The sequence below is a fragment of the Roseovarius aestuariivivens genome, from assembly GCF_004761875.1.
In the GTDB taxonomy this organism is placed as follows: Bacteria; Pseudomonadota; Alphaproteobacteria; order Rhodobacterales; family Rhodobacteraceae; genus Roseovarius; species Roseovarius aestuariivivens.
In genome coordinates this window covers 245,216-266,308 of the sequence record NZ_SJEY01000003.1, presented here as the reverse complement: position 1 = coordinate 266,308, position 21,093 = coordinate 245,216, and the positions used below count along the sequence as shown (strand labels likewise).

Genomic DNA, 21,093 nt, shown 5'->3' with positions numbered 1-21,093 from the left:
TCCTTGGAACGTCATCGGAGAAGATGTCTAGCAGATGGGGCGCCGGGCCAAAACGGCCATGCGCGCGGCGCCGCGGGAATCGGCGGAAACCGGCGCTTTCAGAGAAGGTGCCCGGATTTGGCGGCCTTTGTGGCGAGGTAGGCGCGGTTCTGCGCGGTCTCTCCCACCTTGAGCGGCACGCGTTCGGTCACGTCGATGCCGCTTTGGCGCATCATCTCGATCTTGGCGGGATTGTTGGTAAGAAGACGCACCGCCCCGAACCCCATCTGGCGCAGGATGGCCGCGCCTATTCGAAAGTCGCGCTCGTCATCCTCAAATCCCAGCCGGTGATTGGCCTCGACCGTGTCGAAGCCCTGATCCTGAAGGGAATAGGCGCGCATCTTGTTGGCGAGGCCGATGCCGCGCCCTTCCTGATTGAGGTAAAGTAGCATGCCGGCGCCGGCCTCTCCCATCTGGGCCAGCGCCGCGCGCAGTTGCGGGCCACAATCGCATTTCAGCGACCCGAGCAGATCGCCCGTGAAACAGGCCGAGTGCAGACGCGCCAGAACCGGACGCCCGCGATCTGGATGGCCGATTTCGATGGCATAATGCTCTTCGGCGCCATCTTCGGGCCGGTAGACATGCAGCCGCCCGACCTCTGACACCTCAAGGGGCAAGCGGGCGCTGATCACCCGTTTCATCGGGGAGAGCCCGGTTCGCAGGATCGCGGCCGCCGAAAGCAACGTCAGATTATGCGTGGCAGCAAAACCGGCCGGGTCTTCGACATCGACACCGATCGTTGCCGGTAGCAGGCGCGCCGTCTTGGTCATCGCAATCGCCGCCCGATGCGGGCCGGCGGCACCGTCACGCAACGTCTGCAACGGGCCTTTCATCGGATAGTTCAGATCCCCGGCGGGATCGGCGATTGATTGTATCCACGTCAGCGAGGCCTGATCCGGCACGGCGATCCGAGCGATGTCTCTGTCATAGGGCCGCGCTTTGAGTGTTTCTGCCCGTCGCCCCGTCACGGCCAGAACAAGCGGGGCCCCCATTGCACGCAGCTCGGCCAACCGGTCTTGAGTCAGGGTCTCGACCGCCAGAACGACCAGCCCTTCGGATAACACGACGGGCACGCCCATGCGCAGATCGGCGCGGGCGCGGGCCACAAGTTCTTTCAGGTCCGGAGAGAGGCTCATCGCCGGGGATCCTCGTCGCAGTCAGGCCTTGAGCGTTACAGGGTTTTGAAACCGAATGAAACAATTGCCGCGCCTCCAACACGTGCCCGTGAGAGGCGTGTCACAGATCTTGTCCGCGCGCGGTCTTGGTCACATGTCTTTCACAGAAACGGTACAAGGGAGCACCGCGATGGGACAGCTCAAGAAGATTTTGCTGGTTGACGATGATGAGGACCTGCGTGAGGCGCTGAGCGAACAGCTTGTCATGACCGAGGATTTCGACGTGTTCGAGGCGGGCAATGGCGCGGACGCCATGGCGCGCGCCAAGGACGGCATCTATGACCTTGTCATTCTCGACGTGGGCCTTCCCGACACCGATGGGCGCGAGCTGTGCCGGCTGATGCGCAAGCAGGGCGTGAAAGCGCCGATCATGATGCTTACCGGCCATGACGGGGATGCCGATACCATTCTGGGCCTCGATGCGGGCGCCAACGACTACGTCACCAAGCCCTTCAAGTTTCCCGTGCTTCTGGCCCGGATCCGCGCGCAGCTGCGTCAGCATGAACAGTCCGAGGACGCGATCTTCCAGCTTGGGCCCTACACGTTCAAGCCGGCGATGAAAATGCTTCTCACCGAGGATGAGCGCAAGATCCGCCTGACGGAAAAGGAAACCAATATCCTGAAGTTTCTTTACCGCTCGCCCGAGGGCGTGGTGGCGCGCGATGTGCTGTTGCATGAGGTCTGGGGTTATAATGCCGGTGTCACCACGCACACGCTGGAAACGCATATCTACCGACTGCGCCAGAAGATCGAGCCGGATCCGTCGAACGCCCGGCTTCTGGTGACGGAATCGGGGGGCTATCGGCTTCTGGCCTAGGACCCCGAAGGCAGGTTTTCCTGACTTGTCCGGGTCGTTTTGAACCCGCATCATGTCAGAGCGTACGTACAAGTACCTCCCTGTTGGACTGGCCCCGGCATTGCGCCGGGGCCTTTTTTATTCGTCGGCGGGATCGGCGCGCTGCAGCGTGGCCTGAAAATCGCCGGTGATCGTCTGTGCGCCCTCGGTGTTCGCAGTCACAAGCCCCTCGGGCGCGCCCGGGGCGAGGATTGCGGTGAAGTTGCCCGAAACGGCCAGAGTGTCGTCCTCGATGCTGAAAGCGGTCAGGGTGATGTCGGTATTCTCGGGCGTGCCGCTTAGTGTATTGCTCGCCGGCATCTGCAAAAGCGTGACGGCGAGGTTGCTTGCGTCGGGCTGAGTTTCCTGGCCCGAGGCGGTGAAGGTCAGCGTGAGGTTCGGCGCGGCATCGAGCGTCTCGGGGCCTTCACGGCCCACGAGCGTGACGCTGATCCCGACATCATCTTGCGACCAGCGGCTGCCGCCTGTGTCCTCCGGCGCGACGACCTGCCAAGAGCGTTCTTCGGTGCCCACGGTGGCGGTGATCGTGCCGCTGGGCTCTTGCGCGAGGGCGGGCAGGGTCGCGAGACACAGGGCTGCGACAGGTGCGGTCAGACGGATCATGATTCCTCCGGAGGTTGTTTGGTTCTTGGTGTCGTGCCAACGCCACGCATGTCCGGGGGTTCCCGACGTTCCGGTGCTGGACCTTTCCCGCCGCCCTTCCTAGGGTGCCGCGACCAAGCTTCGAGGACCGAGACACATGCCCTTCACCCTGGCCACCTGGAACATCAACTCCGTGCGTTTGCGCGAGGCGCTCGTTGCCAAGCTGCTGGAGGAGGAGGGTCCGGACATCCTGTGCCTGCAGGAATGCAAGAGCCCGGTCGAGAAGATCCCGCGCGAACGCTTTGCCGAACTGGGCTACGGCCACATGATCGCGCGGGGGCAGAAGGGGTATAACGGCGTGGCGATCCTGTCCAAGCAGCCCATCGAGGATGCCGGCGACATGGATTTCGCGTCTCTTGGGCATGCGCGGCATGTCGCGGGGCGTCTTGAGAACGGCGTCGTGATCCACAACTTTTACGTGCCTGCGGGCGGCGACGTGCCGGACCGGGCGCAGAATGAGAAATTCGGGCAAAAGCTCGATTACCTGACGGAAATGCGCGACTGGTTTCGGGATAACGGCCCCCAAAAGGCGGTTCTCGTCGGAGATCTGAATATTGCGCCGCGCGAGGATGACGTGTGGAGCCACAAGCAGTTGTTGAAGGTGGTGAGCCACACGCCCATCGAGGTGGAGCATCTGGGGCAGGTGATGGAGGCGGGCGGCTGGCGCGACGTGACGCGCGCCGATATTCCAGAGGGTCAGCTTTACAGCTGGTGGTCCTACCGGGCGAAGGATTGGGACGCCGCCGACAAGGGCCGCCGGCTCGATCATGTCTGGGCCAGTCCGGATATTGCCACGGCCGCGCATTCCAGTCGTATCCTGCGAGAGGCAAGGGGCTGGGAGAAGCCTTCGGATCACGCGCCGGTTTTTGCGACTTTCGATCTATAGCCGGGACGTTTTCCTGCCTGGGAAGCGGATCGGACGCTTCAACGCGTTGATCCGCTTGCAACGGCAGATGCAAAGCGATGACGGACAGGACCTGCGGGCGTAGGTGTCTCCGGGTAAACGGGGCACTTTTCGGCAATTGATGTGCTTTTGCGCAAAGCCGATACCCACTCTTCGCCGTCTTATCCAGAAAATTCCGTGGTACACGCCGCTGGGCGCCGGGCACATCCGGCGGCTGACCCCTTGCAACGTGGCATCGGCTGCGCCATGTAGACCGCAACTTTGTATACATAGCCAAGCGGAGACCGCAGCATGATCGAACTCGGCGGACAGACCACGCCTCAGGGCGACCTGATCAAGGACGTTTCTGAGGCCGATTTCATGGCGGAGGTCATCGAGGCCTCTCAAACCGTACCCGTGATCGTCGATTTCTGGGCGCCTTGGTGCGGCCCGTGCAAGACGCTTGGTCCCGCGCTTGAGGCCGCTGTCACCAAGGCCAAGGGTGCGGTCAAAATGGCCAAGGTGAACGTGGACGAGAACCAGATGATCGCGCAGCAGCTTCGGGTTCAGTCGATCCCGACGGTCTATGCCTTCTGGCAGGGCCAGCCCGTCGACGGGTTTCAGGGCGCGATCCCGCCGTCCGAGATCGACGGTTTCGTGGACCGGGTGGTGCAAGCCGCCGGCGGTGCGCCGGGCGACGAGGAAGATGGGCTTGCCGAAGCCGTGGCCGCCGCGCAGGAGATGCTGGAGCAGGGCGCGGCAACCGACGCCGCGCAGACCTTTGCGGCGATCCTTCAGGAAGATGAGAAGAACGCCGCCGCTTATGCCGGGCTGGTGTCGGCGCATATCGCCATGGATGATCTGGACCAGGCCGAGGCTATCCTGAACGGGGCGCCGGCCGAGATCGCGAAGACCCCGGAACTGGAGGCGTGTCACGCCAAGCTTGACCTTGCGCGGCAGGCTGCTGAGGCGGGCCCCGTGTCGGAGTTGCGCGCCAAGGTCGAGGCGGATGAGAACGACCACCAGGCGCGGTTCGACCTCGCGCAGGCGCTTTACGCCTCGGGTCAGGCGGGCGAGGCGGTGGACCAGCTTCTGGAGCTTTTCCGCCGCGATCGCGAGTGGAATGACGGCGCTGCGAAGACACAGCTTTTCACCGTCTTTGAGGCGCTCAAGCCGAACGATCCGGTGGTGTTGAACGGACGGCGGAAATTAAGCTCGATGATATTTGCCTGAGCGGCGGTGAGGGCTAGATCACCCTCATGTTCAATCAGGGTGATCTTCCGGAAACCATTCCGATATTTCCGCTGCCGGGCGCGCTGCTCTTGCCGCGCTCGCGGCTGCCGCTGCATCTGTTCGAGCCGCGCTATCTGGCGATGCTCGAGGATGCGCTCAAAACCACTCACCGCCTGATCGGCATGATCCAGCCCAATCCAGGCAAAGATCGCAGCGACGGGACGCTGCACGCGATCGGCTGCGCCGGGCGGGTGACGCAGTTTTCGGAAACCGAAGACGGGCGGTACATGATTACGCTGGCGGGTGTATCCCGGTTCCGGTTCGTGTCGGAAGTCGAGGGGTTCACGCCCTACCGACGCGCGAAAGTGTCGTGGGACGGGTTCGAGCGTGATCTGGGCCCGACAGACGAGGATCGCGGGTTTGACCGGGCGCGTTTCATGACGCTTCTCGAACGGTATTTCGACGCACGCGATCTGCGCACCGACTGGGAGTCGCTCACGGAAGCCGATGACGAACTGCTGATCAATTCACTGTCGATGTTGCTGGGATTCGAGCCCGAGGATAAACAGGCCCTGCTGGAAGCGCCGTGTCTGTCGACCCGGCGCGAAACCCTTGTCACGCTGATCGAGTACGATCTGCGGGGCGGTGACGACAAGGATCTGATGCAATGAGCGACACTGAGTCAGGGCAGAGTTTCGACCGGCACATGCTGGAGGCGCTGATCTGTCCCCAGACTCATGCGCGGCTGGACTACGACGCCGAGAAACAGGAGCTGGTCAGTCGCAATGCCGGATTGGCCTTCCCGATACGCTCGGGCATCCCGGTGATGTTGATCGACGAGGCGCGGCGGCTGGACTGAGGGTCGCGCCGCTCAGGCGGTTGCTGAGCGACGTGCGCGAGCGGCGAGTACGTCGCGGCCAAGTGTCAGGGTATAGCTTTCGAGGCTGTGCAGGGCGGTGTCCGCCGCCGCGGCGTCCCGGGTATCGAGCGCATCGACCAGCTTCTTGTGCAGCGCGACGATTTCCTCACGCGAGCGTGCGGTGAAAGTAATCATGTTCATCAGCGGTTGCATCGCCTCGACCGCGCCGGCGAGCTGATAGCTCAAAACCGGGTTGCCCGCCGCATCGACCAGCGCGCGGTGCAGCGCCACATCCGAGGCGCAGAAATCCTCGTCCGACAGCGATGCGGTCGCCTGGCGCTCGATCTCGGTGCGCATCATCGAGAGATGGCGCGGTGTGCGGCGCTCGGCGGCAAGGGGCGCGCAGGCCCGTTCCATGGCATAGCGCGCCTCGCAGGCGGTTTCGAAACGCACGTCGTTCATCGACAGAAGTAAGGTCGAGGTGGTGATGTGCTGGCCGTAGGCCTCCTGATAGGAGAGCCGGTTGACGAATGCCCCGCCAAAGGCGCCGCGCTGCGTGCGGATCAGCGATTGCGCCGCGAGCCGCTTGAGCGCCTCCCGGACGGTGGAACGCGACACGCCGAACTGATCGGCAAGCTCGGCCTCCGACGGCAGACGTTCGTCCACGATCATCCGACCTTCGACGATGGCATCGCGGATCGCCTGCGCGATCTGCGCGGAAAGATCGGGTTTGCGGTCGGAGGGGGTCATAATTTCTATTTGTCAGACTTTTAATTGTCTGACATTTATTAAGCGGGTCCCGACTCGATGAAAAGGGTTTTCTGCATGTTCTCGCCGCCCGTGCTTTTGCGCAACATCGCATGGCTCGCGTTTTTTGCGGGAATTCTTGTAGCCTGGGCCTGGCTTTACCTGATGGCGACGGGCATGGGGCTCGATCTTGTCGGGCGCCCGGTGGCGGAGATGGCCGAGGCGATGCGCGCCATGGATCCGCGCATGGATATGTATATGCCGATGGCCAGCTTCGGCCCGGTTTTCGCCATGTGGGCGGTGATGATGGCGGCGATGATGCTGCCGACGATGGTGCCGACCCTGCAGGTTTACGAGGATCTGATCCGCGCGGCCGATGGCACACGCGCCGGCTGGCTTGGCCTGCTTCTTGGCTACGCGCTAATCTGGGTCGGGTTCGCTGCCGCCATTGCCGCGGTGCAGTTGGGTCTGCTGTTCAGTGGTGTGATCGACATGCTGGGCATCACCAAATCGCCTGTCCTGGCGGGTGGTCTTTTGATCGCGGTCGGCGCGTTCCAGTTCACTCGCGCCAAGGAGGTGTGCCACGGCGTCTGCCACGCGCCCATGACCTATTTCCTTGGCCACTGGCGAGCGGGGTTCGCGGGTGGGCTTCGGATGGGGCTCGGTCTGGGGGTATTCTGCACGGCGTGTTGCTGGGGCTTCATGGCGCTTGGTTTCGTCGGTGGGGTGATGAGTCTCTTGTGGATGGGGCTCGCTACTTTGTTCATGGTGCTCGAAAAGCTGCCGCAGATCGGGCACCGGGTCATCCGGCCGACTGGCATTCTACTAATCGCAGGCGGGCTGGCGGTGATCGCCGCGCCGCTTTTCACGGGAGGATAACGACATGGCCATCAAGAGGCGTCCCGATGCCGACCGGCTTCCGGTTTCGCAGCGCATCGATAACCGCATGGAAAACCCCAAGCGGCGCAAGATGACGCCCACGGAGTGGGCCATCAAGGGCGAGCTTTTCCTCAACTGTTCGTGCGAGGTGTTCTGCCCGTGCGTCGTGAGCCTGGGGCAGCATCCCCCGACCGAAGGGCATTGCCACGCCTGGATGGCGATCGCGATCGACGAGGGGCATTTCGAGGGCGAAGACCTGTCGGGGCTGAACGTGGGCTTGATGGTGGATATCCCGGGGCGCATGGCCGAAGGCGGCTGGAAGGTGGCGGCCTATGTGGACGAACGCGCCAGCGGCAAGGCGTACAACGGCATCCTGCAGATCTTTTCGGGACAGGCGGGCGGCACGACAGGGCTTTTCACCATGCTGGTGAGCGACATCGTCGGCGCCGAGCGCGAGAAGGTGGAGATCGTGCGCGAGGGCAAAAAGCGCGGGCTTTACATCGGCCGCAAGATCCAGGGCGAGATTGAGATGATCGACGGTGCCAGCCCCGATCATCCCGTCATGATCTCCAATTCCAAATACTGGATGGGGCCCGACATTATCGCCGCGCGCGGGTTGAAATCCAAGGTACGCGATTTCGGACGTGTCTGGGATTTTGGAGGCAAGTCCGCCGAGATCTGCCCGATCGACTGGAAAGGCCCCAAGTAAGTCAGGGCGGGGCGATGGCGATGATTACACCCGAGTATTGCCGCACCATGGCACGCTATAGCGCCTGGCAGAACCGGCAGTATTTCGACCTTCTGGAGGCCATGTCGCGCGCCGAGCTGACGCAGGATCGCGGCGCGTTCTTCGGCTCGATTCTTGGCACGCTCAACCATCTTCTCTGGGCTGACCGCATCTGGATGAGCCGGTTCGATCCGTCCGTCGAGCCGCCCGCGGGCGGTATAAAGGAAAGCCCTTCGTGTACGCCCACCCTGGGCGCATGGAGCGCCGAGCGGTTTCACATGGACGGCAAGATCAGCCATTGGGCCGAAAGCCTGCGCGCGCTCGATCTGACCGGAGATGTGACGTTCACCTCGTCCGTTCTGGGCCGAACCGTCTCGCGCCCGCTCGGGCCCTGCATCGCGCATATGTTCAACCACCAGACCCATCACCGCGGCCAGATCCACGCGATGATGACGGCGGCCGGCCTGACGGCGCCGGTATCGGATCTCTTCCTCTTGCCGGAGTGACGCGCATGACCTTGCCTTTTCTTTCCCCGTCGCGCCGCCTGCGCCGCACGCCGTTCTCGGACGGTGTCGAGGCTGCGGGCGTCAAGGCCTATACAGTTTACAACCATATGCTGTTGCCGACGGTGTTCCGGTCGGTCGAGGAAGACTATCGCCATCTCAAGGAAGCGGTGCAGATCTGGGATGTGGCCTGCGAGCGGCAGGTGGAACTGCGGGGGCCGGATGCCGGGCGACTGATGCAGATGCTCACCCCGCGCGATCTGCGCGGCATGTCTCCGGGGCAGTGTTACTACGTGCCCATCGTCGACGAGACCGGCGGTATGCTCAACGATCCGGTGGCGGTGAAGCTGTCCGAGGAACGCTGGTGGATCTCGATCGCCGACAGCGACCTGCTTTACTGGGTCAAGGCCACGGCGCATGGCTGGCGGCTAGATGTGCTGGTGGACGAGCCGGACGTGTCGCCTCTGGCGGTGCAGGGGCCAAAGGCTGAGGACCTGATGGCGCGGGTCTTTGGCGAGAGCGTGCGCGACGTCCGGTTCTTCCGTTTTGGGCATTTCGATTTCCAGGGCCGGGACATGGTGATCGCGCGGTCGGGCTATTCCAAGCAGGGCGGCTTTGAGATCTACGTCGAGGGCGAAGATATCGGCATGCCGCTATGGAACGCGCTGATGGAGGCGGGCAGGGATCTGGACCTGCACGCGGGGTGTCCCAATCTGATCGAACGGATCGAGAGCGGGCTTTTGAGCTATGGCAACGACATGACCGACGACAACACGCCGCATGAATGCGGGCTGGGTCGGTTTTGCAATACGCAATCGGCCATTGGCTGTGTGGGACGCGATGCGCTCTTGCGTGTGGCCAAGGAGGGACCGACCCAGCAGATCCGTCCCATAGCCATCGACGGGCCGGCGGTGCCGCGCTGTGACAAGTGGTGGCCCCTGCGCGCCGGCGGCAAGGTTGTGGGCCGGATCAGTTCCGCGGCCTGGAGCCCGGATTTCAACACCAACGTGGCCATCGGCATGGTGCGGATGACCCATTGGGACGAGGGATGCGTTCTGGAAGCCGAGACGCCGGACGGGCCGCGCGAAGCGGTGGTTCACGAAACCTTCTGGAACCGATAGAAGACGCGGTGACCCGTCCAGCAGCGCCAAATGGCGCTGGCGCGGCGGCACGAGACGATGAAAGCAGGCCGATTTGGTCTGAAAACGGATAAAGGAGAGCAAGATGTTCAATGCGCTGGTCGTGGAAAAGGACGAGGAAAGCGGCAAGACCTCTGCCGCCGTCAAGGAGATTTCCGAGGCGGACCTGCCCGAGGCGGACGTAACCGTCGCCGTCGAGTACTCCACCGTGAACTACAAAGACGGGCTTTGCATCGGGCCGGGCGGCGGGTTGGTGCGCAAGTATCCGCATGTGCCGGGGATCGATTTTGCCGGAACGGTCGAGGAGAGCTCGGACGACCGCTACAAACCCGGTGACAAGGTGGTGCTGACCGGCTGGCGCGTGGGCGAGGCGCATTGGGGCGGTTATTCGCAGAAAGCGCGGGTGAAGGCCGACTGGCTGGTGCCGCTGCCCGACGGGCTCGACACGCGGCAGGCGATGGCGGTGGGCACCGCTGGCTTCACCGCGATGCTGGCGGTGATGGCGCTCGAGGATCTGGGGATCAAGAAAGGGCCGATCCTTGTCACGGGCGCGGCGGGCGGCGTGGGAAGCGTGGCGACTGCGATCCTGTCCAAGCTGGGCCATGAGGTGGCGGCGGTCACCGGGCGTCCCGAACAGGCGGAGTATCTCAAGGGCCTGGGCGCCACCCAGATCGTGGCGCGCGAGGATCTGACCGAGGTCACGAAAAAGCCGCTGGAGGCCGAGACCTGGGGCGGCTGCGTGGACGCCGTCGCCGGGGCGATGCTGGGCCGGGTGCTCAAGCAGATGGAATACGGCAGCTCGGTCGCGGCGATCGGTCTGGCGGGTGGGGCGGCCATCGAAGGGGCGCTGATCACACCCTTCATCCTGCGCGGTGTGAATCTGCTGGGGATCGACAGCGTGATGCAGCCCTATGACAACCGCTTGCGCGCGTGGAAGCGGATCGCAAGCGACCTTCCGATGGACAAGCTTGAAGCCATGGTGCAGCCCGCGACGTTGTCGGATCTGCCGCAGCTTGGGGCGGATATCCTTAAAGGGCAGGTGAAGGGCCGCGTGGTGGTGGATGTTAACGCCTGAGTCTGGCCTGACGATCCGGCTGGTGCGCGACAGCGACGCTGACGTGCTCTGGCCGATCCTGCGTGACGTGGTGCGCGCGGGGGACACCTATGCCATTGAGCCGGGCCTTTCGCGCGAGCGTTTGCTTGACTACTGGTGCGAGGCCCCGCGCGCGACCTATGTGGCGGAAGCCGGGGGCGAGATCCTTGGCACCTATTACATCAAGACCAACCAGGCCGGTGGCGGCGCGCATGTGTGCAACTGCGGCTACATCACCGCGCCGGCCGCGCGGGGCAGGGGCGTGGCGCGGGCCTTGTGCCTGCACAGCCAGGACGTGGCGCGCGACCTGGGCTATCTTGCGATGCAGTTCAATTTCGTGGTCGCCACCAACCAAGGCGCGCTTCGACTTTGGGCGTCGCTGGGATACGAGACCGTCGGACGGTTGCCGTGGGCCTTTTTGCACCCGGTGGCGGGCTATGTGGACGCATTTGTGTTGTACAAGTGGCTTGGTGCTTCCGTCTGACGGCACATTTCCGGGAAATCATGGGACTGCGATGGGAGCTGCCGGTGCTGCGGACTTGATCTGCGGCGATTCGGCGAATCAATCGCGTCGATTTTCCATGAATCTCATGGAAATCTGATCGTTTGAGGCAGGATCACTCTGCTTCAACGCATTGCTTTCGAAAAAGTTTGGGATTTTATGGGAAACATTCGTGCTGCCTCAATGCATCTATATATTGTGTTGTTCTGCGAGGAAGCGTCTAGGTTATGCGTTTACTGTCCATAAATTCCCACATCATCTTGTTTCTGCGGCCTGTCTTGAACAAGATCCGGTGTCTTATCGCCTCAAAAAACCATTGCGTTCCATGAATTCCCATGTCATCCATAGAACCACGATGAGGACGGGATAAAGAACAGGGGCACCACACAAGACCCCGACTGAGACATCCCAAATAAGCAGGTTTCATACAGGCACCCGCCTTCATCGAACAAAGAGATCCGGCGCGCGGGCGAGCAGACATCCCCCCAGGTGGCGCGCGCAGTCGGACACCCCGCAGAGCGGGACGAGGGCGGCGGATTGGGCAGTGGCAGCAGCTCAATCCGCCGTTTTCCGTTCAAGGCCCGGGCTTGTCCGGGCGCAAGAGTGAAGAGGCAGGCAGAGCAGTGATGCTGAGCTTCAGAGGCGAGTTCAACCAGAAGGTTGACAGCAAGGGTCGGATGTCGATCCCTGCTGATTTTCGCTCTGTGCTTGCCGATGGTGATCCGCGTTGCCCTGAAAACCCGCTGCCGCGCCTTGTCGTACTGCACGGGCCTCACCTCAAGAATTGTCTTCATGCCTACACGATCGAGGCTATGGCCGAGATCGAAGCGGGCATCCGCAAGCTTCCTCGCGGCTCGACCGAGCGCAAGCGCGCCAGCCGCATGATACTTGGCAAAAGCTGGGACACCGAAATCGATAAGGACGGGCGCATCGTGTTGCCCCAGCGGCTGCGTCAGCAGATCGGGTTGGAGGGCGAGGCGGTGATGGTTGCCATGGGCGATTACTTCGAGATCTGGAACGCCAAGACCTATGACGAGGTCGAGGCCGCAGAGACCGAGGCGTGGCTCGATGAGATGCCAGACGATTTCGATCCGCTCACCCTCATTGATCCGCCTGGCGAGGATTGAACGATGGGGACCGCTGCCAACGAAGCCCCTCATATCCCGGTTCTGATCGGGCCGCTGATCGAAGCCGTGGCGCCTGTCACGGGCGTCTGGCTGGACGGCACGCTCGGCGCGGGCGGCTATACACGCGCTTTGCTGACGGCCGGCGCGCAGAAGGTGATCGGTCTCGACCGCGATCCGCTGGCGATAGAACTGGCCGAAGATTGGGCGACGAAGTTTGGTGACCGGGTCGACTTGGTGCAGGACACGTTTTCAAATCTCGACGCCCATGGGCAGGACCTTGATGGCGTGGTGCTGGATCTGGGCGTGTCGTCGATGCAGCTTGACCGGGCCGAACGCGGCTTTTCCTTCCTGAAGGAGGGACCCTTGGATATGCGGATGAGTCAGTCCGGCCCGAGCGCGGCCGATCTGGTCAATGACCTGCCCGAGGGTGATTTGGCCGATATCCTTTACCTTTATGGCGAAGAGCGTGCCAGCCGCCGTATCGCCCGCGCCATTGCGCGGGCCCGCGTGGAGGCCCGGATCGAAACCACGCTGCGGCTGGCCGAGATCGTCGAAGCCTGCCTGCCGCGAGCCAAGCCGGGGCAGGCGCATCCGGCCACGCGCAGTTTTCAGGCTATCCGGATCGCGGTGAACGATGAATATGGCGAACTTGTCGAAGGACTTGACGCCGCCGAGCGCGCGCTCAAGCCCGGCGGGCACCTGGCGGTCGTGACCTTTCATTCCATCGAGGACCGCATGGTCAAGCGCTTCTTTCAGGCCAAGAGCGGTGGCGGCGGACAGGGCAGCCGGCACGCGCCAGTGGTTGAAAAACCGGAGCCGCAATTCACCCAGGCGACCCGCAAGGCGATCACCGCCGACCGAGACGAGCTTGCCGCCAATCCGCGCGCGCGATCGGCCAAGTTGCGCGTGGGCACCCGCACGGACGCCGCCCCGCGCCCGTCAGACCGCAAGGCCCTGGGAATGCCAATGTTGAAGGGAGTGTAGCCATGCGTAGCGTTCTTTACGTTCTGAGTGCCATCATGGTCATTGGCCTCGCGTTCTGGGCCTATCGCGAGAATTATCAGACGCAGGAGGCGCAGGCGCGGTCCGTGTCGCTGCAAAGCCAGATTTCGGAGGCCCGCCAGCGTTTGCGTGTTCTCAACGCGGAGTGGGCCTATCTCAACCGTCCGGACCGGCTTCGCGATCTGGCCGAGATCAATTTCGACAGTCTCGGGCTTTTGCCGCTGCAACCCTACCAGTTCGGCCGGATTGACCAGATCAGCTATCCCGAACCCGACCCGCTACCGATCATGAATGCCATCGATGTCATCAACCTTGAACCGCGGGAGGACGGGGAATGATCCGCACGCCGCTGCGCCCGCTGGCGCGAATCCTTTCGGCCCGTGACAAGGGCGAAAACCCGGACGTGATCGAGCGTGAGAATATCCGGCTGCGCCACGAGGAAATGCGTGACCGCGCCCGGCTTCGCGCCGAGGGGCGTCTTTTGGTGCTGGGCGTGTTCTTTTTCTGCGCCTTCGCCACGATCGGCGCGCGGATGGGACTTCTGGCGAATGCCGAACCCGCCGAGCCGCGCGCGGGCGTGGCCGGGGCTGAAATCGTCGCGCAGCGCGCCGATATCGTGGACCGCAAGGGCCGCATCCTTGCCACCAATTTCGAAACCCACAGCCTTTATGCCCAGCCTCAGCAGATGGTCGAACCCGAACGCGCCGCGCAGGCGCTGGCCGATATCTTTCCCGATCTAGATGTGGCGCGTCTGACGAAGGATTTTACCGGCAAGCGCAAGTTCCTTTGGGTCAAGAAGAAGCTCAGCCCCGAACAGATGCAGGCGGTTCATGACATCGGCGAGCCGGGCCTGCTTTTTGGACCGCGCGAAATGCGGCTTTATCCCAATGGCAAACTGGCCGCACATATACTTGGCGGAGCCAGTTTCGGGCGGGAAGGCGTACACGCCGCCGAGGTGATCGGCGTAGCCGGTATCGAAAAACAGTTCGACGACCGCCTTCGTGATCCGGGCCGGGCGCATCTGCCGCTGGAACTGTCGATCGATCTTTCCGTGCAATCCGCGACCGAGCGGGTGCTCGAAGGCGGCATGATGCTGATGAACGCGAAGGGCGCTGCGGCGGTTCTGATGGAGGTGCAGACCGGCGAGGTGCTCGCCATGGCGTCATTGCCGGATTTCGACCCGAATGACCGGCCTGCCCCGCCGGTGGAGGGCAGCCCGTCCGACAGCCCGCTCTTCAACCGGGCAGTACAGGGGGTCTACGAGCTTGGCTCGACCTTCAAGACCTTCGCCATCGCGCAGGCGCTGGATCTGGGGATCGTCAACCCCTCGACGATGATCGATACCAAGGGCCCGCTGCGGTGGGGCAAGCACCGTATCCGCGATTTCCACAATTACGGCCCCGAACTCAGCACCGCCATGGTGCTGATCAAATCCTCGAATATCGGCACCGCGCGGATCGCGCAGATGATCGGGACGGCGCGACAGAAGGCGTTTCTGCAAAAGCTCGGTTTTTTCGAGCCGACCGCGCTTGAGATCGTGGAAGCCAAGGGCGGCAAGCCGCTTTTGCCACCGAAGTGGTCCGAGCTGTCAACGATGACGATTTCCTACGGGCATGGCCTGTCCTCATCGCCGCTGCATCTCGCGGCGGGATTCGCGACGCTGGCCAATGGCGGGCGCGTGGTGACGCCGACGGTCCTGAAGGGCGGCGGCAATGCCGCGGGAGAGCGGGTCGTGTCCGAGCGAACGGCGGCGCAGGTCATGACCATGTTGCGCGCCGTGGTGACCGAAGGCACCGCGACATTTGGCGAGGTCGAAGGCTATGCCGTCGGCGGCAAGACCGGCACGGCGGACAAGCCGAAGGAACGCGGCGGCGGCTATTACGACGACAAGGTGATCGCCACCTTCGCCAGCGTCTTTCCGGCACATAATCCGCGCTATGTTCTGGTCGTCACGCTGGACGAACCCGTCGAAACCTCGGGATCCGAACCGCGCCGCACGGCGGGCTGGACCGCGGTGCCGGTGGCCGCCGAGATCACCCGCCGGGTGGCGCCGCTTCTGGGATTGCGACCCGAGATTGAACCTGCGCCATTAAGCGGTATAACGCTGACATCAAGCGCCAACCAGTAATCGAAGGCCAAAGCGGTGGGGCAGAGCAAATCCTTGGGAGAGCTGGGTCTGACCGCCCAGGGCGGCCGGCACACAGACGTCACCGGTCTAGCCGTCGACAGCCGGCAGGTCGGAACGGGCACGCTGTTCGCGGCCCTGCCCGGGACCGAGCGGCACGGCGCGGAATTCATCGAGATGGCGCTTGAAAAAGGGGCGGCGGCGATCCTGACGGACAGCGAAGGCGTGAAACTGGCCGCCGACGCGCTTGCAAATAGCGATGCTGCTCTGATCGTGGCCGAAGACGCCCGCCAGACATTGGCCTTTGCCGCGGCCTTGTGGTTCGGCGCACAGCCCGAGGTCGTAGTCGCCGTGACGGGGACGAACGGAAAGACCTCGGTGGCGAGCTTCACCCGCCAGATCTGGACCCAGCTGGGGTTTGATGCGATCAATATGGGCACCACGGGCGTCGAGGGTGGATGGTCGGCGCCGCTGGCCCATACCACGCCCGAACCCATCACCCTGCATCGCACCCTAGCCGAGGCCGACGCGCAGGGCATCACCCATGTCGCAATGGAAGCGTCTTCTCACGGGTTGGCGCAACGGCGGCTTGACGGGGTACGGCTTGTCGCCGCGGGATTCACGAACCTCAGCCAGGACCATCTCGATTACCACGCCGATTTCGACGACTATTTCCACGCCAAATCCGGGCTTTTCCGCCGCGTGCTGCCCGAGGACGGGATCGCGGTGATCAACGTGGACGACCCGCGAGGGCCCAAGATGGCCGCCGTTGCCAATTCCAAGGGGCGGGACGTACTGGCCGTCGGACGTGACGAAGGCGCGGACCTGCGGCTGCTCAACCGGGTTTTTTCGCCTACGGGGCAGACCTTGCGCTTTGACTGGCGTGGGCAGGTCTTTCAGGTCTCGCTTGGCCTTATCGGGGGCTTCCAGGCCGATAACGTGCTTCTGGCCGCAGGTCTGGTGATTGCGGCCGGTGCCGATCCCGAACGGGTGTTCGCCACCTTGGCGCATATGAAAACCGTTCGGGGCCGCATGCAGCTTGCGGCCAGCCGGTCGACCGGGGCGTCGGTTTTCGTGGATTATGCCCATACGCCAGACGCGGTCGCCACCGCTATCGAAGCACTGCGCCCGCACGTTCTGGGCCGTCTTATCGCCATCGTCGGCGCGGGAGGCGACCGGGACCGCACAAAGCGCCCGCTGATGGGCCGCGCCGCAGCCGAAGCGGCCGACATGGTCATCGTGACCGACGACAACCCGCGGTCGGAAGATCCCGCTGCGATCCGCGCGGCGGTCATGGAGGGCGCGGGCGCGGCAGGGTCGCGTGCCGAAGTCCTGGAAGTGGCCGACCGGGCCGAAGCGATTTTGCGGGGCGTCGACGCGCTTGGCCCCGGCGATGCGCTGCTGATCTGCGGCAAAGGTCACGAGACCGGGCAGATCGTCGGCGACGATATCTTTCCGTTTGACGATTGCGAACAGGCCAGTGTCGCCGTCGCCGCGCTGGACGGGGAAGGGGCATGAGCCTTTGGACCGCCGCCGAGGCCGCCGCCGCCACGGGTGGGCAGGCGACCGGTGACTGGCAGGCGCAGGGTGTGTCCATCGACACCCGCACGCTATCGCCCGGCGATCTTTTCGTGGCGCTGAAGGATGCGCGGGACGGGCATGAGTTTGTGGCGCAAGCGCTGGAAAGGGGCGCCGCCGCGGCGCTGGTCAGCCACCGACCCGAAGGCGTGCCCGAGGATGCGCCGCTTCTGATCGTCGAAGAGGTTCTGCCTGCGCTCGAAGCCCTGGGCCGCGCCGCGCGGGCGCGCACCAAGGCGCAGGTGGTGGCGGTGACGGGTTCGGTCGGCAAGACCTCGACGAAGGAAATGCTGCGCGACGTGCTGCGTGGACAGGGGACCACGCATGCGGCCGAAGCCAGCTACAACAATCATTGGGGCGTGCCTCTGACGCTGGCGCGAATGCCGGCCGACACGAAATTCGCCGTGATCGAAATCGGCATGAACCATCCCGGCGAGATCGCACCGCTGTCACAGATGGCCCGCCCGCATGTGGCCATCATCACCACCGTCGCGCCCGCGCACCTGGAGGCTTTCAAGAATATCGAAGGGATCGCCCATGAAAAGGCATCGATCCTGAGCGGGCTGGAGCCCGGGGGCACCGCGATCCTGAATGCAGATATCGAGACCGCGCCGATCCTGCGCGAGGCCGCCGAGGCTGTTGGCGCGCGGATCGTGACCTTCGGCGAGACGGATGCCTGCGATATGCGCCTCACGCAGGTGGAACTACACGATGCGATCACCGTGGCCCACGCCGAAGACCGCGCGGGGCGCTTCGTCTTCAAGGTGGGTAGTGCGGGACGTCATTTCGCGAGAAACGCCCTTGCCGTACTCGCCGCCGCCGAGACGCTCGGCGCGGACCGGGCCGTGGCGATCGGCGATCTGGGCCGCTGGCATCCGCCCGCCGGACGCGGCACGCGCGAGACACTGTGTCTCGATATTGCCGACGAGGCGCTGACCATTGACCTTATCGACGACGCCTTCAACGCGAACCCGGCCTCGATGGCTGCCTCGCTCGAGGTGCTGGCCGCCGCCGAGCCGCGCGACGGGATCGGGCGCGTGAGCGCCGGGCGGCGCATCGCCATTCTGGGCGAGATGCTTGAACTTGGCGCCGACGAGATGACCCTGCATGCCGATCTGGCGCGATTGCCGGCGATGGACGGTCTGGCCCGGGTGCACTGTGTGGGATCGCGCATGCGCGCTCTTTACGAGGCCCTGCCGCAGGACAAGCGCGGACAATTTTCGGAAACCGCGGAGCGGCTGGCCGCCGAGGCGCATCGCCTGATCGACGCGGGCGACGTGGTGCTGGTCAAGGGTTCGAAAGGCAGCAAGGTCAGCCTCGTGGTTGACGCGCTGCGCCGTTGCGCACGGGGCGGCCCGAGCGAGGGAAGGGAAGACTGACATGCTCTATTGGCTGACCGCGTGGTCCGATGGCGGGGATTTCTTCAACCTTTTCCGCTACATCACCTTCCGGGCTGGCGGGGCCTTCATGACCGCGCTTTTCTTCGGCTTCCTCTTCGGTCCGCCGCTGATCAACGTGTTGCGCAGAACGCAGGGCAAAGGCCAGCCGATCCGAGATGACGGGCCCGAGGGGCATTTCGTCAAGGCGGGCACGCCCACGATGGGTGGTCTCCTGATCGTGGGCTCGCTCTTGTTCGCGACCATGCTCTGGGCGCGGCTCGACAATCCCTTCGTGTGGATGGTGGCGCTTGTCACGCTCGGTTTCGGTCTGATCGGATTCTGGGACGATTATGCCAAGGTTTCCAAGCAGAACGTCAAGGGCGTGCCGGGTAAGGTGCGGCTGGGGCTGGGCTTTCTGATTGCTGGGCTGGCGGCATACTGGGCGACGGTGCATCACCCCGATGCGCTGCAGTTCCAACTGGCCTTGCCTGTCTTCAAGGATACGCTGCTCAACCTCGGAATTTTCTTCATTCCTTTTGCCATGTTCGTGATCGTTGGGGCGGCCAACGCGGTGAACCTGACGGACGGTCTCGACGGCCTCGCGATCATGCCGGTGATGATCGCCGCGGGTGCACTTGGCATTATCGCGTATGCCGTGGGCCGCGTGGACTTTACCGAATATCTCGACGTGCATTACGTGCCGGGCACCGGTGAAATCCTCGTCTTCGTGGCGGGACTTGCAGGTGCGGGGCTTGGGTTTTTGTGGTACAACGCCCCGCCGGCGGCGGTGTTCATGGGCGACACCGGGTCACTGGCCTTGGGTGGCGCGCTTGGCGCTATCGCTGTGGCCGCCAAGCACGAGATCGTCCTTGGTATCGTTGGCGGTCTCTTCGTGGTCGAGGCGCTTTCGGTGATCATCCAGGTTCTCTACTTCAAGCGCACCGGCAAGCGCGTATTCCTGATGGCGCCCATCCACCACCATTATGAGAAAAAAGGCTGGGCGGAGCCGCAGATCGTCATCCGCTTCTGGATTATCGCGGTGATCCTCGCGCTTATCGGGCTGGCCACGTTGAAGGTGCGCTGATGATCCCCGTCAGCGGTTTCGCGGGCCAACGGGTCGCGATCCTTGGGCTGGGGCGCTCTGGCCTGTCGGCGGCGCGGGCTTTGCGCGCGGGGGGCGCCACGCCCGTCTGCTGGGACGACAACCCCGATGCGCGGGCACGTGCCGAGGATGAAGGGTTCGAGGTCATGCCGATGACCCGAGCCGAGCATTTCGCCGATATCGCGACGCTGATCGTAAGCCCCGGCATTCCGCATCTTTACCCCAAGCCCAACAGTGCCGTGGCTGCGGCGCTCGAGGCCGGGATCCCGGTGGACAACGATATCGGGCTGTTCTTCCGCTCTCTGGGCCAGAACGGCTGGCACCAGATGGACCAGCCGCCAAAGGTGGTGGCGGTCACCGGCTCCAACGGGAAATCCACCACGTCGGCGCTTATCCATCACGTGCTGCAAGAGGCTGGCAAGGAGGCGCAGCTGGCGGGCAATATCGGGCGTGGCGTGCTGGATATCGATCCGCCCGGCGACGGCGGCGTGGTGGTGCTCGAACTCAGCAGCTATCAGACCGAACTGGCCCGTGCGCTGACGCCGGATGTGGCGGTTTTCACCAATCTCAGCCCTGACCATCTGGACCGGCATGGCGGTCTGGGCGGGTACTTCGCAGCAAAACGGCGGCTTTTTGCCGAGGGCGGACCGGATCGCGCGGTGATCGGCATGGATGAGGACGAAGGACGATTCCTGGCCGGCCAACTGTCTGAGGGGCCGGGCGATGACCGGGTGATCCGCATCTCGGCGGAGACCAAGCTGACAGGTCCGGGCTGGAGCGTGTTCGCGCGAAAGGGTTTTCTTTCGGAATATCGCAAGGGGCGGCAGGCGGGATCGATTGACCTTCGCAAGATCAAGGGCCTGCCGGGCCGGCACAATCACCAGAACGCCTGCGCGGCCTATGCGGCCTGTCGTGCACTCGGCCTTGCGCCGCGCGTGATCGAGGCTGGTTTCCACAGCTTTGAAGGCCTGCCGCACCGGTCTCAACTGGTCGCCGAGCAAGGCGGGGTCACGTATGTGAACGACAGCAAGGCCACCAATGTCGATGCAGCGCTCATGGCGCTTTTGGCCTTCCCGCGTATCCGCTGGATCTGCGGCGGGCTGGAGAAGGAAGGCGGTGTTGCCGAGCTGAAGCCCGGCCTGCAACATGTTGTAAAGGCTTACGTTATCGGCCGCGAAGCGGCGGCGTTCGCGGTTCAGCTTGACGGGGTCGAGACGGAGATCTGCACCACGATGGAGGCGGCCGTGGCCCGGGCGATGGCGGAGGCGGAAGCGGGCGAGACGGTGCTGCTTGCTCCGGCGGCGGCAAGTTTCGATCAGTACGACAATTTCGAGCAGCGCGGTGAGGATTTTATCGCGGAAGTTCTCACCCGATTACAGTAGCTTGCGAAATTGCCCTCATGCTGCCCGATTGGAATCGAGGGCACCATCGTTGCGATCATATTTGCACATCTTGCGATACTTGGCGTCCTGACACCGCCAAAAAACCGACACATTGCTCTTT

At 63.7% G+C, this 21,093-nt stretch carries 22 protein-coding genes; 19 read left to right on the top strand and 3 right to left on the bottom strand.

The genetic code is table 11. The annotated features are described in order from the left end of the window. Positions 1-98: 98 nt before the first annotated feature. Positions 99-1,175 carry a GTP cyclohydrolase II gene (gene ribA, locus EZV60_RS06755; RefSeq protein ID WP_135503598.1) on the bottom strand — a complete coding sequence of 359 codons (1,077 nt, stop codon included), beginning with the start codon at positions 1,173-1,175 and terminating at the stop codon, positions 99-101. A 169-nt stretch (positions 1,176-1,344) separates the two neighbouring features. On the opposite strand from ribA, the gene EZV60_RS06750 reads away from it, so the two are divergent. Next, a complete protein-coding gene (locus tag EZV60_RS06750; RefSeq protein WP_135503596.1) occupies positions 1,345-2,031 on the top strand; it encodes a response regulator transcription factor in 687 nt (228 codons plus the stop codon). 117 nt (positions 2,032-2,148) lie between these two features. On the opposite strand, the gene EZV60_RS06745 is transcribed toward EZV60_RS06750, so the two are convergent. Beyond that, positions 2,149-2,673, bottom strand: coding sequence for a hypothetical protein (locus tag EZV60_RS06745; RefSeq protein WP_135503593.1), 525 nt, complete (start codon positions 2,671-2,673; stop codon positions 2,149-2,151). Positions 2,674-2,809: 136 nt separating this feature from the next. On the opposite strand from EZV60_RS06745, the gene xth reads away from it, so the two are divergent. From xth to EZV60_RS06725, 4 genes are all read left to right on the top strand, one after another. Beyond that, entirely contained in the window at positions 2,810-3,598 is a 789-nt protein-coding gene (xth, locus tag EZV60_RS06740; protein ID WP_135503591.1) for an exodeoxyribonuclease III, read from the top strand. Positions 3,599-3,907: 309 nt separating this feature from the next. Beyond that, positions 3,908-4,828 (top strand): thioredoxin family protein, encoded by a 921-nt coding sequence (locus EZV60_RS06735; protein WP_135503590.1) that lies wholly within the window; start codon positions 3,908-3,910, stop codon positions 4,826-4,828. 26 nt (positions 4,829-4,854) lie between these two features. Continuing rightward, the gene (locus EZV60_RS06730) at positions 4,855-5,499 is read left to right on the top strand and encodes an LON peptidase substrate-binding domain-containing protein (protein WP_135503588.1); all 645 of its coding nucleotides are present in this window, start codon (positions 4,855-4,857) and stop codon (positions 5,497-5,499) included. Continuing rightward, positions 5,496-5,687, top strand: a complete 192-nt coding sequence (locus EZV60_RS06725) for a Trm112 family protein (protein ID WP_135503586.1) — start codon at positions 5,496-5,498, stop codon at positions 5,685-5,687. Before EZV60_RS06730 ends, EZV60_RS06725 begins: the two co-directional genes overlap by 4 nt. Before the next feature lie 12 nt (positions 5,688-5,699). On the opposite strand, the gene EZV60_RS06720 is transcribed toward EZV60_RS06725, so the two are convergent. After that, positions 5,700-6,437, bottom strand: coding sequence for a FadR/GntR family transcriptional regulator (locus tag EZV60_RS06720; protein ID WP_135503584.1), 738 nt, complete (start codon positions 6,435-6,437; stop codon positions 5,700-5,702). Between the two features lie 75 nt (positions 6,438-6,512). On the opposite strand from EZV60_RS06720, the gene EZV60_RS06715 reads away from it, so the two are divergent. The 14 genes from EZV60_RS06715 to murD all read left to right on the top strand — a co-directional run bounded on the left by EZV60_RS06715 (position 6,513) and on the right by murD (position 20,972). Continuing rightward, positions 6,513-7,313 carry a DUF2182 domain-containing protein gene (locus EZV60_RS06715; RefSeq protein ID WP_135503582.1) on the top strand — a complete coding sequence of 267 codons (801 nt, stop codon included), beginning with the start codon at positions 6,513-6,515 and terminating at the stop codon, positions 7,311-7,313. Positions 7,314-7,317: 4 nt separating this feature from the next. Next, entirely contained in the window at positions 7,318-8,022 is a 705-nt protein-coding gene (locus EZV60_RS06710; protein WP_135503580.1) for a DUF1326 domain-containing protein, read from the top strand. A 14-nt stretch (positions 8,023-8,036) separates the two neighbouring features. After that, positions 8,037-8,546: a DinB family protein gene (locus EZV60_RS06705; RefSeq protein ID WP_342588778.1), complete on the top strand. Its 510-nt coding sequence runs from the start codon at positions 8,037-8,039 to the stop codon at positions 8,544-8,546. 5 nt (positions 8,547-8,551) lie between these two features. Beyond that, positions 8,552-9,664: a dimethylsulfoniopropionate demethylase gene (locus EZV60_RS06700; protein ID WP_135503578.1), complete on the top strand. Its 1,113-nt coding sequence runs from the start codon at positions 8,552-8,554 to the stop codon at positions 9,662-9,664. A gap of 103 nt (positions 9,665-9,767) precedes the next feature. Beyond that, positions 9,768-10,757 (top strand): acryloyl-CoA reductase, encoded by a 990-nt coding sequence (gene acuI, locus EZV60_RS06695; protein WP_135503576.1) that lies wholly within the window; start codon positions 9,768-9,770, stop codon positions 10,755-10,757. After that, the gene (locus tag EZV60_RS06690; protein ID WP_135503574.1) at positions 10,744-11,259 is read left to right on the top strand and encodes a GNAT family N-acetyltransferase; all 516 of its coding nucleotides are present in this window, start codon (positions 10,744-10,746) and stop codon (positions 11,257-11,259) included. Before acuI ends, EZV60_RS06690 begins: the two co-directional genes overlap by 14 nt. Before the next feature lie 644 nt (positions 11,260-11,903). Beyond that, complete coding sequence (mraZ, locus tag EZV60_RS06685) at positions 11,904-12,404, top strand: division/cell wall cluster transcriptional repressor MraZ (protein ID WP_342588777.1); 501 nt, start codon at positions 11,904-11,906, stop codon at positions 12,402-12,404. Between the two features lie 3 nt (positions 12,405-12,407). Beyond that, entirely contained in the window at positions 12,408-13,388 is a 981-nt protein-coding gene (gene rsmH, locus EZV60_RS06680) for a 16S rRNA (cytosine(1402)-N(4))-methyltransferase RsmH (RefSeq protein WP_135503572.1), read from the top strand. A gap of 2 nt (positions 13,389-13,390) precedes the next feature. Next, entirely contained in the window at positions 13,391-13,744 is a 354-nt protein-coding gene (gene ftsL, locus EZV60_RS06675) for a cell division protein FtsL (RefSeq protein WP_135503570.1), read from the top strand. Next, positions 13,741-15,534 carry a peptidoglycan D,D-transpeptidase FtsI family protein gene (locus tag EZV60_RS06670; protein WP_135503569.1) on the top strand — a complete coding sequence of 598 codons (1,794 nt, stop codon included), beginning with the start codon at positions 13,741-13,743 and terminating at the stop codon, positions 15,532-15,534. Before ftsL ends, EZV60_RS06670 begins: the two co-directional genes overlap by 4 nt. 15 nt (positions 15,535-15,549) lie before the next feature. Then, on the top strand, positions 15,550-17,049 hold the full coding sequence (locus tag EZV60_RS06665; RefSeq protein ID WP_135503567.1) for a UDP-N-acetylmuramoyl-L-alanyl-D-glutamate--2,6-diaminopimelate ligase: 1,500 nt from the start codon (positions 15,550-15,552) through the stop codon (positions 17,047-17,049). After that, complete coding sequence (locus EZV60_RS06660; protein WP_135503565.1) at positions 17,046-18,488, top strand: UDP-N-acetylmuramoyl-tripeptide--D-alanyl-D-alanine ligase; 1,443 nt, start codon at positions 17,046-17,048, stop codon at positions 18,486-18,488. Before EZV60_RS06665 ends, EZV60_RS06660 begins: the two co-directional genes overlap by 4 nt. A gap of 1 nt (position 18,489) precedes the next feature. Then, positions 18,490-19,572, top strand: coding sequence for a phospho-N-acetylmuramoyl-pentapeptide-transferase (gene mraY, locus EZV60_RS06655; protein ID WP_135503563.1), 1,083 nt, complete (start codon positions 18,490-18,492; stop codon positions 19,570-19,572). Beyond that, entirely contained in the window at positions 19,572-20,972 is a 1,401-nt protein-coding gene (gene murD / locus EZV60_RS06650; RefSeq protein ID WP_135503561.1) for a UDP-N-acetylmuramoyl-L-alanine--D-glutamate ligase, read from the top strand. The genes mraY and murD overlap by 1 nt, the downstream gene beginning before the upstream one ends. Positions 20,973-21,093: the final 121 nt, after the last annotated feature.